The organism is Paenibacillus vulneris (assembly GCF_039543185.1).
In the GTDB taxonomy this organism is placed as follows: domain Bacteria; phylum Bacillota; class Bacilli; order Paenibacillales; family NBRC-103111; genus Paenibacillus_S; species Paenibacillus_S vulneris.
This window is the reverse complement of record NZ_BAABJG010000055.1, coordinates 487,550-499,731: the sequence shown is the minus strand read 5'-3', so window position 1 is coordinate 499,731 and position 12,182 is coordinate 487,550. Positions and strand designations below refer to the sequence as shown.

26 protein-coding genes and 1 pseudogene are annotated in these 12,182 nt (G+C 33.5%); 24 read left to right on the top strand and 3 right to left on the bottom strand.

Annotation, left to right across the window (positions count from 1 at the left end; genetic code table 11):
• Window positions 1–12 precede the first annotated feature (12 nt).
• Window positions 13–339 carry a hypothetical protein gene (locus ABEA66_RS35335; RefSeq protein ID WP_345595107.1) on the top strand — a complete coding sequence of 109 codons (327 nt, stop codon included), beginning with the start codon at window positions 13–15 and terminating at the stop codon, window positions 337–339.
• A 93-nt stretch (window positions 340–432) separates the two neighbouring features.
• Here ABEA66_RS35335 and ABEA66_RS35330 read toward each other — a convergent pair whose 3' ends face one another.
• On the bottom strand, window positions 433–915 hold the full coding sequence (locus ABEA66_RS35330; RefSeq protein ID WP_345595105.1) for a hypothetical protein: 483 nt from the start codon (window positions 913–915) through the stop codon (window positions 433–435).
• Window positions 916–1,284: 369 nt separating this feature from the next.
• Between ABEA66_RS35330 and ABEA66_RS35325 the strand changes: the two genes are divergently transcribed.
• On the top strand, window positions 1,285–1,470 hold the full coding sequence (locus ABEA66_RS35325; RefSeq protein WP_345595104.1) for a hypothetical protein: 186 nt from the start codon (window positions 1,285–1,287) through the stop codon (window positions 1,468–1,470).
• A gap of 3 nt (window positions 1,471–1,473) precedes the next feature.
• A complete protein-coding gene (locus ABEA66_RS35320) occupies window positions 1,474–2,406 on the top strand; it encodes a RecB family exonuclease (RefSeq protein WP_345595103.1) in 933 nt (310 codons plus the stop codon).
• A 71-nt stretch (window positions 2,407–2,477) separates the two neighbouring features.
• Here the strand turns inward: ABEA66_RS35320 and ABEA66_RS35315 are convergent, their stop codons facing one another.
• The gene (locus ABEA66_RS35315; protein ID WP_345595102.1) at window positions 2,478–3,020 is read right to left on the bottom strand and encodes a hypothetical protein; all 543 of its coding nucleotides are present in this window, start codon (window positions 3,018–3,020) and stop codon (window positions 2,478–2,480) included.
• A 172-nt stretch (window positions 3,021–3,192) separates the two neighbouring features.
• Here ABEA66_RS35315 and ABEA66_RS35310 point away from each other — a divergent pair.
• The 9 genes and pseudogenes from ABEA66_RS35310 to ABEA66_RS35270 all read left to right on the top strand — a co-directional run.
• Window positions 3,193–3,537: pseudogene (locus tag ABEA66_RS35310) on the top strand (type II toxin-antitoxin system PemK/MazF family toxin); the annotation flags it as partial.
• Window positions 3,538–3,634: 97 nt separating this feature from the next.
• On the top strand, window positions 3,635–3,796 hold the full coding sequence (locus ABEA66_RS35305; protein ID WP_345595101.1) for a hypothetical protein: 162 nt from the start codon (window positions 3,635–3,637) through the stop codon (window positions 3,794–3,796).
• A 244-nt stretch (window positions 3,797–4,040) separates the two neighbouring features.
• On the top strand, window positions 4,041–4,304 hold the full coding sequence (locus ABEA66_RS35300; RefSeq protein ID WP_345595100.1) for a hypothetical protein: 264 nt from the start codon (window positions 4,041–4,043) through the stop codon (window positions 4,302–4,304).
• Between the two features lie 282 nt (window positions 4,305–4,586).
• Window positions 4,587–5,444, top strand: coding sequence for a hypothetical protein (locus tag ABEA66_RS35295; RefSeq protein WP_345595098.1), 858 nt, complete (start codon window positions 4,587–4,589; stop codon window positions 5,442–5,444).
• 44 nt (window positions 5,445–5,488) lie between these two features.
• Entirely contained in the window at window positions 5,489–5,647 is a 159-nt protein-coding gene (locus ABEA66_RS35290; protein WP_345595097.1) for a hypothetical protein, read from the top strand.
• Between the two features lie 190 nt (window positions 5,648–5,837).
• The gene (locus ABEA66_RS35285; RefSeq protein ID WP_345595096.1) at window positions 5,838–6,002 is read left to right on the top strand and encodes a hypothetical protein; all 165 of its coding nucleotides are present in this window, start codon (window positions 5,838–5,840) and stop codon (window positions 6,000–6,002) included.
• A gap of 36 nt (window positions 6,003–6,038) precedes the next feature.
• Entirely contained in the window at window positions 6,039–6,251 is a 213-nt protein-coding gene (locus ABEA66_RS35280; RefSeq protein WP_345595094.1) for a hypothetical protein, read from the top strand.
• A 30-nt stretch (window positions 6,252–6,281) separates the two neighbouring features.
• Window positions 6,282–6,479, top strand: a complete 198-nt coding sequence (locus ABEA66_RS35275; protein WP_345595092.1) for a hypothetical protein — start codon at window positions 6,282–6,284, stop codon at window positions 6,477–6,479.
• Between the two features lie 37 nt (window positions 6,480–6,516).
• Window positions 6,517–6,885 carry a hypothetical protein gene (locus tag ABEA66_RS35270; RefSeq protein WP_345595090.1) on the top strand — a complete coding sequence of 123 codons (369 nt, stop codon included), beginning with the start codon at window positions 6,517–6,519 and terminating at the stop codon, window positions 6,883–6,885.
• 30 nt (window positions 6,886–6,915) lie between these two features.
• Here ABEA66_RS35270 and ABEA66_RS35265 read toward each other — a convergent pair whose 3' ends face one another.
• Window positions 6,916–7,080 carry a hypothetical protein gene (locus tag ABEA66_RS35265; protein WP_345595088.1) on the bottom strand — a complete coding sequence of 55 codons (165 nt, stop codon included), beginning with the start codon at window positions 7,078–7,080 and terminating at the stop codon, window positions 6,916–6,918.
• A gap of 348 nt (window positions 7,081–7,428) precedes the next feature.
• Here ABEA66_RS35265 and ABEA66_RS35260 point away from each other — a divergent pair, with 348 nt between their 5' ends.
• The 12 genes from ABEA66_RS35260 (at window position 7,429) to ABEA66_RS35210 (ending at window position 12,129) form a co-directional block, all read left to right on the top strand.
• The gene (locus ABEA66_RS35260; protein ID WP_345595086.1) at window positions 7,429–7,668 is read left to right on the top strand and encodes a hypothetical protein; all 240 of its coding nucleotides are present in this window, start codon (window positions 7,429–7,431) and stop codon (window positions 7,666–7,668) included.
• A 23-nt stretch (window positions 7,669–7,691) separates the two neighbouring features.
• On the top strand, window positions 7,692–7,985 hold the full coding sequence (locus ABEA66_RS35255) for a hypothetical protein (RefSeq protein WP_345595084.1): 294 nt from the start codon (window positions 7,692–7,694) through the stop codon (window positions 7,983–7,985).
• 72 nt (window positions 7,986–8,057) lie between these two features.
• Window positions 8,058–8,381, top strand: a complete 324-nt coding sequence (locus tag ABEA66_RS35250) for a hypothetical protein (protein WP_345595082.1) — start codon at window positions 8,058–8,060, stop codon at window positions 8,379–8,381.
• A gap of 83 nt (window positions 8,382–8,464) precedes the next feature.
• Entirely contained in the window at window positions 8,465–8,653 is a 189-nt protein-coding gene (locus tag ABEA66_RS35245; RefSeq protein ID WP_345595080.1) for a hypothetical protein, read from the top strand.
• Between the two features lie 52 nt (window positions 8,654–8,705).
• Window positions 8,706–9,002 carry a hypothetical protein gene (locus ABEA66_RS35240; protein ID WP_345595078.1) on the top strand — a complete coding sequence of 99 codons (297 nt, stop codon included), beginning with the start codon at window positions 8,706–8,708 and terminating at the stop codon, window positions 9,000–9,002.
• Window positions 9,003–9,053: 51 nt separating this feature from the next.
• Window positions 9,054–9,230, top strand: coding sequence for a hypothetical protein (locus ABEA66_RS35235; RefSeq protein ID WP_345595076.1), 177 nt, complete (start codon window positions 9,054–9,056; stop codon window positions 9,228–9,230).
• Window positions 9,231–9,498: 268 nt separating this feature from the next.
• Complete coding sequence (locus ABEA66_RS35230; protein WP_345595074.1) at window positions 9,499–9,690, top strand: hypothetical protein; 192 nt, start codon at window positions 9,499–9,501, stop codon at window positions 9,688–9,690.
• Between the two features lie 24 nt (window positions 9,691–9,714).
• On the top strand, window positions 9,715–9,921 hold the full coding sequence (locus ABEA66_RS35225) for a hypothetical protein (RefSeq protein WP_345595072.1): 207 nt from the start codon (window positions 9,715–9,717) through the stop codon (window positions 9,919–9,921).
• Between the two features lie 32 nt (window positions 9,922–9,953).
• The gene (locus tag ABEA66_RS35220; RefSeq protein WP_345595070.1) at window positions 9,954–10,169 is read left to right on the top strand and encodes a hypothetical protein; all 216 of its coding nucleotides are present in this window, start codon (window positions 9,954–9,956) and stop codon (window positions 10,167–10,169) included.
• Window positions 10,147–10,410 (top strand): hypothetical protein, encoded by a 264-nt coding sequence (locus ABEA66_RS36505; RefSeq protein WP_486348716.1) that lies wholly within the window; start codon window positions 10,147–10,149, stop codon window positions 10,408–10,410. The genes ABEA66_RS35220 and ABEA66_RS36505 overlap by 23 nt, the downstream gene beginning before the upstream one ends.
• Window positions 10,411–10,444: 34 nt before the next feature.
• A complete protein-coding gene (locus ABEA66_RS35215; protein WP_345595068.1) occupies window positions 10,445–10,843 on the top strand; it encodes a hypothetical protein in 399 nt (132 codons plus the stop codon).
• Window positions 10,844–11,349: 506 nt separating this feature from the next.
• Window positions 11,350–12,129 (top strand): hypothetical protein, encoded by a 780-nt coding sequence (locus ABEA66_RS35210; protein WP_345595066.1) that lies wholly within the window; start codon window positions 11,350–11,352, stop codon window positions 12,127–12,129.
• Window positions 12,130–12,182 lie beyond the last annotated feature (53 nt).

Sequence of the window (12,182 nt, the reverse complement as noted above, 5' to 3'; positions counted from 1 at the left end):
GGAGCAAGAACAATGAATATTTACATAGTATCAGGAAGATCTATGTTTGGTGAGTATACAGAAGTGGTTGATGTGTTTGAGGATATGGAAGAGAAGCCAAAGTCTTATGTTTGTGTAGGGACAAGAATTGACAAAAACAAAATTGGAAAAGTAGAGGAAAGCAGATTTATCGGTTCTTATCAGATTGCTTTAGTGGACTCTAATGAGATTGCTGTGGCTCGGAGGACAATTAAGGAAAAAGTCAGACAGTATCACCAAAATGAGTTTGATAAGACTAAAATAGCATTGGATGCAATTGATCGACACAGCTTGAATTCTGATATTAAATTTAGATCGTAATAAAATGCAAGTTTCATTGTGATCTCTCTACTCTAACTATTGCATAAAAATAAAAGAGGAGACAAAGTCTCCTCTTTAGTGTCTTAATAGAAATTATTGATGTATATAGAAATTAGCCCATAAATGTCTATTACCATAGGTATATGAGGTAAACTTAATTTCTACAGGTCCGGTGTATCCCGATACGTCCAAGGCTACTGTTCCATCTCCAGTTCTAGGAGCATCGTAAAAATCGAAATATTCACTAGTTCCATCTCCTCTATACATTGAAATCGTAATATAACCATCGCCGCTATCCCATTCTTCATAACTATAATCGATTAAAATTTGATTTCCACTCGATACATAAGTCGTACCTGTGATTTCCAGATCGCAAGAAGTACTTGAAGCTTGGTTAAGGCTAATACCATCTACAGATTCATAAACGCTATAGCTTGAATACCCGTCTTCACAACCAAAGTATTCTGTTGTAGTCCATGAAGTGATCGGAGTGATATCGGCAAATGCAGATTGTGTAAAGGTTAACATTGAAAGAACTACAACAATAACACTTATCATTTTCTTAATTTTCTTCACACAACATTCCCCCATTGCATTTAATCGCAACTGGCCAGTTACAATGGATATGATACCAATAAATTACATGGTAAAATATAGGTCATAACCATCTATTTTTCTGTTTTGGTGTGGATTCTTTAAACCTAAGTTAGGGGAATTGTGCTTTGGAAGAATGAAGTGGTTCTTAAAGATATGAAAATTATGTGTTATGAGGGATGAGTTTTATGATAAAGCATCAAGAGTAACCTGTCCAAAATTGTAAGGGGAGTTTAGTTATGGTTTTCTTCTGATTTCCCCCAGATAGTATGATTACAAAAAAATTCAATAATATAGAGGATTTTTTTATAATATAGCGAATATATGTTTGTGTAGGATGGAGGTGTTCTTTTGATCGGAAGATATGCTTTAAAGAAAGAGCCTGATAAAACAATGTTTGTCTTCGTTAAAAATGCTAAGTATTATGGTCACATTGTGCAAAACAAAACAGATAAAGCACCAGCAAAGATTATATTTGAAACTCCCAAGTATGATTCAGTTGAAGAACTGAAAAAAGAATATCCACCACAGGAGTAGTATATGTCATACGAGGTACGTACTTATCCAGAATGGTCTTGGTCAACATCAAGAGCTAAAATCTTTAAAGAGTGTAAGAGACAGTATTATTATCATTACTATGGATCTCATAATGGTTGGCTTGATGATGCAACTGAAGAGCAAAGAATGGCTTACAGACTTAAAAACTTAACTAACCTTTATATGATTTTTGGTGAAAGCCTTCATTTTATCGCAGAGAGTTCCATTAATCAATGGAGGTTACTGAAGGACTTTCCCAATAGAGATGATATAGTTTTATCTTGCAGGAAAAATCTTAATGATGCATTTATAGCTTCCCAATCACGTTCTAAATGGTTGAACAGACCCAAAAAGAGCATTATGCTACATGAGATATATTATAATGGTAAGTTGCCCCAGAAACGAACAGAAGCAATTAAAGAGCGTTTGGAGCCTTGTATCGATAATCTTCTTGCCAGTAAGACGATACATGATATTACACAGGTTGAAGATTCATCAATTTTAGAGGTAGAGCAACTTAATACGTTTAACATGCTTGATGATAAGCTTTATGTGAAAATGGATTTGTTGTACAGAAATGAATCAGGAAAGTTTATTATTACTGACTGGAAAACTGGTAAGCCTGATGAGGATAATAAATTTCAAGCTTTGTTTTATGTACTTTATTTAAAAGATCAATTTCCTAACTTGAAGATTGAAGATGTAGTTATTAGATTAGAGTATTTGATGTTTGGAGAATGTATCGAAATTGAACCAACTGAAGAAATGCTTAGGTGGACTAAACAAGAGGTTGTAAATAGTATTGAGGAAATGAGGCTATATGTCTCAGACGATAATTTAAATAAACCATTTCATAAAGATGCTTTTGAGCCTGAACCAAGTAAAATGGCATGTTCAGGATGTAATTATAGGGAATTATGTTCTGATAAAATATAGGTTTTATCGTAATGAAAAAGACTTGTCCCAAAAGAGTAAATATATGGACAAGTCTTTTTCATCTGAAGAAGTTAGCTTATACGATCCATGAGCCCCAGCTCTCTTGCACGATTTATGATTTGAATTAGGTTTTTGTAATCCTCAGTCATTTTTTCTTGAGGGGTTTTCCCTTTTTCAATTTGATTGGTTAGAGATTCAATTATTGAATTTTTTTCACGAACCTCATTTGTCAATTCGCGTATTTGTTTTTCCATGTTCTCCACAGTCATTTTAAATCTTAAAAGCTGATCCATTAATGAGTCTAGTGGTTTAACAGCAGGGAATTCATGAGTTTCATTATTTTTGACACCTACAACATGAACTTGCTTTTTATTATGAATCTTTCTAGAAGATCTATATAGTTTTGCATTTTTTAATTCATGTTCGTATTGTTTTCTTATCTCGCTATTCCACCTAAAGCCACATGCTGCAGCTGTTCTATTTAAATGTTCAGCAGCCTCCTCAAAAGCTTTTAGTTGCGTGCTGCCTTGGCGTACATGTTCTATTATTACATTTGCAAGCAATTTATCTTCTGAAGGTTTCCAACCATCTTTTCTTTCTAGGGTATTAGACACTTGAATCAACTCCATATAATGATTGTTTAATATATCATTGTACCCATTGTTATTAAATATATTCAAAACAAAATAAATTTATACATACGAACAAATATTCTACTTGATAAAAATAAAATATACAAATATAATGAATATAATAGATTACATTAACATAGGAGTTGTTACATAGATGATTATTAATGAATATAAAAAGTATGATATCTGGATTGCCGATCTGTCAGGCGTGGTTGGAAGCGAACAAGGGGGAAAATCTAGACCTGTATTAATTTGTAGCAATAACTTGGGAAATAAGTTTAGTACAGTAGTGACAGTTGCAGTACTTACTTCAAAGATGGATAAAGCTAAGATTCCAACACATGTTTATCTAAATGCAGAACTTAATGGATTAGAAAGAGATTCGTACGTCATGTTAGAGCAATTGAGAACAATTGATAAAAACAGGTTATATGCGAAAGTTGCAAGATTGAATCCATGTCTTGAAAAGGAAGTAAATAATGCTATAAGAATAAGTTTGGATACAGAAGATGAAATTACATATGATGAAAGAAGAGATTATAGTCATTCAACAGGCAAATCACTTTGTTTTGTTTAAAAAATAAGGAGGTATGAACATGAGTTATTTATTAGTTGGTAAGGGTGCATTTACAGAAGAGTTGCTAAAAGAAAAATTGCTGCAGTTGGGATTTAGTGATCCAGATTCAGTTATTAAAGAGGCAAAAGAAAGAAAAATAGCAGTTCGAGGAAGATATAGAATAATGGCCTTTGTAGCATAGTTTGTACGCGTTTATTAATTGGAGAAATGGGTGTACATAGGTGTATAAAATATGGTATAAGACATGAAGTCTAAAGTGATCCATTGGGGGTTGCTTTAGACTTTTATTTATTCATATGAAAAATTAAAGAATAAAAAATAGAAAATAATGCTTGATATATTCGAAATAAAATGTATAATATAGGTAAGAAATGAAAAATACATAAATGACAATGAAACTATATCTTTATCGGGAGCTGATCAAAGTGATCATCGAACCAGATTTATTTAAAGAAGTGTCTGAAGAATTACAGAGCTTAAAGTGGTCTATACAGTGTGAGATGTTTTGGGAAAATGTGAAAACATGTGGCTTCAAACTTATTCATAGGAAAACTCGTAAACAGGTTACAAATTTAATTGTATTTGAACAATGGCATGATAAGGTTTCGATTTTTCTCGATCACAGCAATTCAAGCCGTAGACAGGTGAAGGTGGAAAACATCAAGAAATATTATGAGTTAATAAAATGATCAAAATAGCGATTGGGGCATAGAGGTAGTGAAGATGAGAATATACGACATGTATTATCCAGTTATTTTTAACAAATTTAAAAATGGTGAAATTAATGAAGAACGATTTTCTAAGTTGTTTAGAACCTTGCAAAAATGGCAGCAGAAGTCAGAATTAATAAATAAGATGAAATGATCCTTTCAATCGAATTTTATAAACTACTAAGTTTCAAGAAATGTAGCAAGAAAAATCAAATAACATTATAATAATTACAGTGATATTTGGTTACGGAGGAATATATTGTGATTATTAAAGGGCTGGATAATAGAAGGGTGCAAGTTTCACTATCCATATTGAGGAACAAAATACATGTTGGAGATATAGTAGAGCTGCAGAAAAACGGAAGTGATGTCATAGTAAAATTTAATGATTTTATACTTGGAACTATCCCTAAGATTTACAATAAGGAAGAACTTTTACAATATAGATTAGCAATTGTTGAGGGAATAGAAGTAATGGCAGTTACATTAAATTTTCAGTTGAGATGTATGACGGACAATGAATATCATCAATTTACTCTGGATCAAATTGTTCAAAAACACGTTAAAAAAGCAGAAGAGTACATAAATCAAGTAATGAGTAAAATAGAAGAAAAGCAGAGAAAAGTTGTTGAAATTCAAAAAATGCAAGAAAAGCAAGAAAATGATGTTCTTCATTCGAAGGCCTTTAAAAATTTAGCAATCAAATACCGTGGGAAAATTGAACGTTCTAGTTCCTTTGTATCCAGATTTATTGATAATCTGAATTATGGATCTGACTCTAATCACAACAAAAAATATCTTGAGCAACAAATAATGAGTGAGCAAAAACAAAGTGGGAATGACATTACATATGTAACATTAAAAAGACTAAATGATCAGGGTCGATTAGAAAAATTATTAAATACGGCTATAGAAGAAATTAAAAAGAATGAAGAAGTTATGAAAAGGTTAAGAATAGCAACAAAACACATACAAAGAGACACATACACACCACCTGCAATTAGGGAAACACATTGTTGGAAATGCAAGGCAGAGCTTTCATCACGAAGAAACAATAAATGTAGAAGATGTCGTTGGTTGGTTTGCTCTTGTGGAGCTTGCAATTGTAACCGATATTAATAATAAAATGAATATTTCATTTGTAAATAAGGAGAGAGATAATAATGAACGAGGAAGAAGTAATTGATATTAAGAAAGTAGAATTCATGAAATTTCGTTATGCTGATCTATTAGGTGAAGATGACAAGTTGCAAGAAGGGGTTGTGTATGCAGGTGACTTTCAATTTTTGATGAGTTGTATAGATACTTTACTAAAGAAATAAAATTAAGATAAAAAGATTATTTTATAAGGAGACGAAATATAGATGACTAATAAAGAGAAATTGGATGAAATACATTCGGCTTGTTTATTTCATGTGGGAGATAAGCATAGCCTAGTAGAAAAAATTCTCGAAATTATCAGGAAAAAAAGCAAATGAAAGGATTCTTTTATTTGAAAGGGAGGGTAGAAAGATGCTTATCAGAGAAGGCAAGAATGCTGTAAATATCATTACCGACAGATGGATATATGTGCAGGAAGATGTAAACTTAGAAATTGACCAAGAAATTATTTTGGGAAACGGAAAGAAGTATAAAGTTGTCGGATTTATTGAAGACAAATACGTTAAGGTAGTTTAATGCTATAAAAGAAGTATTTTATAAGGAGTGTAAAACATGCAAATTGAAATTATTGCTGCTGAAATTAAAAGAGAAACGGTAAATGATGGTGAAGGGGAATGGCAAGAAGATAGACTTTATGTTGAAATTGATCTATCTAAAATTATCGAAGGTAATAAAGGTCGCAACTTTGGTCGTGCTGGTGATTTAAACGATAAGGGAGTCATGAGGATTCAACTTCTAAGTTTTGATGTTGATGAAACCGAATGAAATAAGTCTTTTATGTGGAGGCCGCATTAAATGAAAAAGAAATATTACGAAGTTGTTCTGGCTGGATGTAAACAATACGTTTCTTCTTTTAACGAGAGAGAAGCAATTATTCTGGCGCAAGCCGAAGTGATTCGAGATGGATTAAATTATGAATTGGTTTCTATATCTGAAATAACTATAGATGAATTCTTGGCTAAGAAGAAAAAAGATCTACAAAAATTAAAATAAAATATAAAAAGAAGTATTTTGAAAGGGATTGAAAAGAATGATAATCGTTTTTTCTGAGTGTCCTCAAATATTACAAGATGAAGTATTAAAACAGCAAAACAAGCGATTTGATAAATACAAATGGGCAACAACCATAACTGGTTGTGAAAAGTGGATCAGCACTCCCTATATCGATAAAACTATAACAGTAACAACTTACGTGGTATACGCCGAATGTTTAAATGTATTTGAGACATTTAAGTATGAAATATGTTCAAATTCAGAATTTAGTGCTCACCGAGAAGAAGTGGTACATAATAGCATCATTGCAGGCGATATAGCAGGACATATAAGACATTCGAAGTATTTTATGACTTGGTTTGGAGATGATATTGAAAAAGTAAAGAATAATAAGAGCAACACTTGAAAACGAGACTAAAAAACTCCCATGAGGGAGTTAGTCAAGTTTATCTTCGCCAATAAGCGAGTTGTAAAGTTCATCGTTGATTTCTACAGGTAAACGTGTTTTAAAGTAGCCCAAAAGAGCATCTGCAGCTTTCTCTGCTTGATATTCAGTAATACCAGCTTCTGCTGCAATCTGTTGTTTGACACTATGTTTCACTATTGCACCTCCTTTTATCATGACTTATTATGCACCACTTGGAAGAAATTATTCGTTTGATCAGCACAGATGCATAGTCAAGAAATAATCACGACAATAAAAGATGAAAAATCAACTTCATATGAAATAGGGTGATATATGTTGAAAGAGGAAAATATGACATTACACAATGAAAGAATGGAGCAAATCAATAAACTAAGTGACAGAGATAAAGTAATTGTTCTTTGCTATATTAGCGGCTGGATGAAGAATAACACAGAGTTTCATGAAGCGTTCGAATCGGCTTTAAGAGATGCAGTATTTTTCGATAGAACATAAAAAGCAGATTTCATAAGGAGTGATTTAGTTTTGGCAAATGTAATTTATGATTTTAGCGAAGGTGATCATATCTCTCATTACTTACTTAGAGGGGATGGCGATTTTTACAGTATAAAAGTTTCAGATATGGAGACAGAAGTCACAATGAGATTTTCCAGAGACCAAATTCGATATTTTTTACAGAATCTTATCGATGAAAATGCATTTATAGTGAAACATCTGAACGATGGATATCCTTATGTAGCTGTTGCAATATCAGATAAAAAGTGAATTTTATAGGGAGAGTGAGATGAGTGGAATTTAAGCAATTATCTGACTGGATTATTGTTGATGGTCATTGTGCAACGAGAGTAAAAATCGGTGGCAATCCCGATAATGTTGAGGAACGAGTTGCTTTTATTGAGAAGACACCAAGAGTTAGAATAAATAAAAATAAATATTGTGTTGAGCGCAAAAATGAAATCGGCTGTTCTATGCTGGACAATGATGCTTGGCTTTATGGCGAAAAGGGAAGTACTGAGTATGGAAGAGATAAAAGCAGTCGTAAATGGTGTGATGACATGTTAGCTCTTCTTGGCTGGGAATAATCGAACTACAATAAAATCTTCGTTTCATTAGATCAATAATATATAACCAATCATATAAGGAGTAGATGAAAAATGAAGGTAATAAATAGACGATTTATTGAAAGAGACTACGTATACAATATTGAGAAACTTAATAATTCATACATAACTGAGTCTGAAATTAATAAATTGCTTGATTCAATGAATACAAAATGGTGCGATTACACATTTAAATTTTATGAGCGCGTCCGCGGCTGGAATGTAGTGATTATTGATAATTATACTAATATGAAAGTTGAAGTTGATGAGTTGAACGGATTTGCTTTTGATTATTATATTCGTCAAATAAAAGAACTGTCAGTTGCAAGATGCAAAAGAGAAATTAGAGAAAAATTGTTTTCAGGAGTAGGGGCATAACATATGTGAGATTAATGTTGTTTATGTCTAGTTACAACTATATTTTGAAAATTATAAGAAACTTAATAAAGGAGATATATTAAATGAATATCGTAGAATTTGCAGAGAATGAATTGAAGCTTAAATTAACCTATTTTCAACAGGATCTTTTACAATTGCTTCAGTCTGACCCAGATAGTTGGTTTAACAGTATGCGATTCGATACCTTGGAGATGAGGCAAATAAGAGATGTATTTTTGAAATGGCAGGAAAGCATGTTAGTAGGCGTATAATGAAAAAGATAAGCAATGTTAGAATAAAAAATATGTAAGGAGGAATATTTGAATGACTTCAGAACAAGAACGTCAAGAAATAAGAAAAACCCTAGAAAATGCTTCACCAATATTTAAAGGCTTTGGTAATTATACAAATGCTGATATTTTTTTAGCAATAAATGCTTATACATGGCTAGGAAACGCCTTAGATAGAGAAGAAAAACTTATTGAAGAGAATAAACATTTAAAAGGGGCTCTCGAACAGATCATAAAGGCATATGGGTGGGGAGATCCTGAAACTTACTCTAAACGGATGTATAACGAAGCGAAATCAGTTTTGGATTTGCTTGATAGCAAATCAACATAAGCCTCAGATAGGCTGCTATACAACAAAATGAATAGGGAGCGTGCATGAGAAATGGACAAAAATCAAAAGGTTCATACTGAGTTTGGGATGTTATTGAGCAATGTATCGGGTTCTAGAGATATTCAGGTAATTAGAAAGTTTCGAGATGATTTATCAAATAAGTTGGCTACTGGTGATGTAAGGAGTCTTCATGATCTCTATGAAGCTATTATCGAAGTGACAAAATGAATAAACTTGTCCGTCAGGAAGGGGAACCAGATGGCCGGGACATCAGTTTTATGCGAACGCTGTGGACACTCGTTCCATCAGTATGAGGATGGTGACGATGTATGCGAAGTCTGTTTATCTGAATTAAAGGAAGATGAACTCTACGAAGCATATATAGCCTCATGTGTCGAAAATGGTTTGCAACCTCTAATTTTTGACGAGTGGATCATACAGCTTGCGGATGTTGAAGTGATAGAATGAATAAATTTGTTCGTAAGGCGTGATGGAATTGCCATACATCAAACAAGATGAATTGAAAAAACTGTTAAATAATTTTTTTAGGGCAGGTTGTATTGCTGGCTATGGAGTTGATCATGAAGCCGATATGGAACAGCAAGAAAATGAAGCCTTTGAAGAGTACTACAAACAAATAATTTTTGATCGTAAACAAAACGAAAAACGCCGTCACACAACATATTGAATATCAAGCGTACTAGGAGGCTGTATGGAATACGAGAGCGAGCTAAAAAAGGCTCTGGCAGAAAATGATCGATTACAGAGATTACTCCTAGAGCAACTGAATAAAAACGCGGAACTTAAAAGAGAAATATGGCATTTGAAAGATCAACTTAAGGAGAGAGTCTTAGGCGAATACGAGCAGCAACTAATATCTGTTGCCAAAGGCATTCTTAGTGAATTGAACGTTAAGTAATTCGATGAATATCGAAATACATGGGAGGGTTAATGGTGAACAAATATGAGTGGTTATGGAAAACGATGAAACAGCACAAAAAGGAATTGGTCGAGAAGTTCGAAAAAGCCGGAAAGACTATTCCAATCCAACATTCATCAACTCTCTATGTGATGGAAGCACTCGAACTTAAAGAGCCAGAAAATAATAAAGAAAAACACGCCAATATCAGCATGGAGGAATTGCGTGGAATGGCAGAAGGGCTATGAACATTATGAATATCGAGGAACTTGGGGGTGCACGACATTGATCGAAGTGAAGTCAGTCAAGGACAGGGAAGGAAACAAAGTTTCTATCGACGATATTGTCGGATACTTCCATGGAACAAAACTAATGCGATCTGGCAGGGTGATTCGAATAACCAAATCTGGTTATCACGTTGAGGTGTATATCGAAGGGCATAAGCATCCACTTCAAAAGCCATATATTGAGAAATTGTTTACAGACTGAATTTGAATATTCAAATACGTGGGAGGTTTCGCCAGTGGGAGCAGCGAGGAGAAAAAGGCAGCATATTCGGGCAGTAGAGTATGCCGAACAATGCGGAATTAGTTATTCGGTTGCCGTACGAAGAATTAAGCTGTTTGAAGTGATAGCTCAAAGGTATAGGACGGCTATCAAGTGCCCAGAGTGCAAAAAACGTGGGCTTGTTATAGATTCCACTGATTATGAGTATGCGAGTAACGAGTACTGGGTGTGGTGCTCAGAATGCGGATATACTTGCGAAATAACAAAAAAGTATGAACCACTAACAGCGTGGTATGGATTTGATATTGTCAGAGCGATAAGTGGCGAACGTGATAAGGAATTTGCCGAAGATTGGGAGACGTTTGCATTAAAGGACACCATCGAAATGGAAAGAGAAATTTACGGACAGATTTGAATATGGAGGGACATGAGAGAGATGCAAATTAAAAGAATTTCGCCAACAAATATTACGGTACGACCTTCAGATGGAAGTGGGATTTTTCACGATTCAAGAAGTGATATCAGGATTCTTGCGGAAGCCATAAATACGGTAATAAACAAGCAAAATGAACTGATTGAAAAAATTAATTTACTGATCGAATCGCATAATTCAAGGAACACCGACTGAATATGGAAAAACATGGGGAGGAATGGACATGGGTGGATTTGAATTGCGGCAGAAGCATTTGTTCGGGTCTTAGTGATATTTTGCAGTATTTTCGGAAGCGGAGTTTTCGTTGGTTGGTTGATTTGGGGATGATCACCAATTGAATTGAATTCTGAAATACATAAGACCTTAAATATGTTTATTAAATAGTTAATTTTCGTTCATTTGGATATAGATGCCTAAAATATGATATAGGATAAAATTTGTGTTTCATTTAGAATTAAAAAATAAAAAAATAGGGAGATATGTAATGTATGTCAAAACAAATTTCAATGGAGTTCAGTGGTAATGAGTTAATTTTAATCGAAAGCAAAACAATGCGTGATGAATATGTGTTTAAAGATACAGTTATGGATAAAGTGAAGACTGTTTCTACTCTTCCTAATTCAGTGGAAGTTACAATTGAGATGGCTGCAAATTATTATGAGGTTCCAATTGAAACACTTAGAACAATAATTAAAAGACATAGAGATGAATTTAACGAATACGGAGAAATGAGAGTTCTTAAAGGCAGGTCTTTAAGCGATTTTAAGACGATGGTTCAGGATGAACTAGCGTTTAAAGGTATGAATTCCCTAACGCTCCTCACAAGACGCGGACTACTTAGAATTGGAATGCTGCTTACAGAGTCTGAGGTTGCGAAGTCTATCCGCAATTATCTGTTGAATGTTGAAGAATTTGCTCCTGATGAAGTGAAACGTTGGGCTATTGAGCGTGAGATTTCTAAAAGGGAAAGAAAATTGTTGACCGATGCAATTCAAGAATTTTATGTTGCTTTGTCTGATATGGATGACAAATTCAAATATGCAAATTTCACTAATCTAGTATATAAAGTTCTTTGGGATACAGACGCAAAACGTTTAAAGGAAATTTATGAAATAGAAAAGAATGAATTGTTGCGTGATGCATTTAGTACTGAAGACTTAAAGAAAGTCGTAAAGGTAGAACGTGCTATTGCTGGAATGCTGAACTTAGATTTTAATTATAATGAGATTAAAGAACGAGTGATGAATAACAAAGACAGATTTCAATAAATAAAATAAGTAAAATGACTTAGGTTTCAATATCCATTAAAACTCGTCTTTCA

Excerpts from the sequence above, each read along its gene's own strand:
- ABEA66_RS35335 (WP_345595107.1), top strand. The coding sequence starts at position 13 with ATGAATATTTACATAGTATCAGGAAGATCTATGTTTGGTGAGTATACA.
- ABEA66_RS35320 (WP_345595103.1), top strand. The coding sequence starts at position 1,474 with ATGTCATACGAGGTACGTACTTATCCAGAATGGTCTTGGTCAACATCA.
- ABEA66_RS35305 (WP_345595101.1), top strand. The coding sequence starts at position 3,635 with ATGAGTTATTTATTAGTTGGTAAGGGTGCATTTACAGAAGAGTTGCTA.
- ABEA66_RS35290 (WP_345595097.1), top strand. The coding sequence starts at position 5,489 with ATGAACGAGGAAGAAGTAATTGATATTAAGAAAGTAGAATTCATGAAA.
- ABEA66_RS35285 (WP_345595096.1), top strand. The coding sequence starts at position 5,838 with ATGCTTATCAGAGAAGGCAAGAATGCTGTAAATATCATTACCGACAGA.
- ABEA66_RS35280 (WP_345595094.1), top strand. The coding sequence starts at position 6,039 with ATGCAAATTGAAATTATTGCTGCTGAAATTAAAAGAGAAACGGTAAAT.
- ABEA66_RS35275 (WP_345595092.1), top strand. The coding sequence starts at position 6,282 with ATGAAAAAGAAATATTACGAAGTTGTTCTGGCTGGATGTAAACAATAC.
- ABEA66_RS35270 (WP_345595090.1), top strand. The coding sequence starts at position 6,517 with ATGATAATCGTTTTTTCTGAGTGTCCTCAAATATTACAAGATGAAGTA.
- ABEA66_RS35250 (WP_345595082.1), top strand. The coding sequence starts at position 8,058 with ATGAAGGTAATAAATAGACGATTTATTGAAAGAGACTACGTATACAAT.
- ABEA66_RS35245 (WP_345595080.1), top strand. The coding sequence starts at position 8,465 with ATGAATATCGTAGAATTTGCAGAGAATGAATTGAAGCTTAAATTAACC.
- ABEA66_RS35240 (WP_345595078.1), top strand. The coding sequence starts at position 8,706 with ATGACTTCAGAACAAGAACGTCAAGAAATAAGAAAAACCCTAGAAAAT.
- ABEA66_RS35235 (WP_345595076.1), top strand. The coding sequence starts at position 9,054 with ATGGACAAAAATCAAAAGGTTCATACTGAGTTTGGGATGTTATTGAGC.
- ABEA66_RS35225 (WP_345595072.1), top strand. The coding sequence starts at position 9,715 with ATGGAATACGAGAGCGAGCTAAAAAAGGCTCTGGCAGAAAATGATCGA.
- ABEA66_RS35220 (WP_345595070.1), top strand. The coding sequence starts at position 9,954 with ATGGTGAACAAATATGAGTGGTTATGGAAAACGATGAAACAGCACAAA.
- ABEA66_RS35210 (WP_345595066.1), top strand. The coding sequence starts at position 11,350 with ATGTCAAAACAAATTTCAATGGAGTTCAGTGGTAATGAGTTAATTTTA.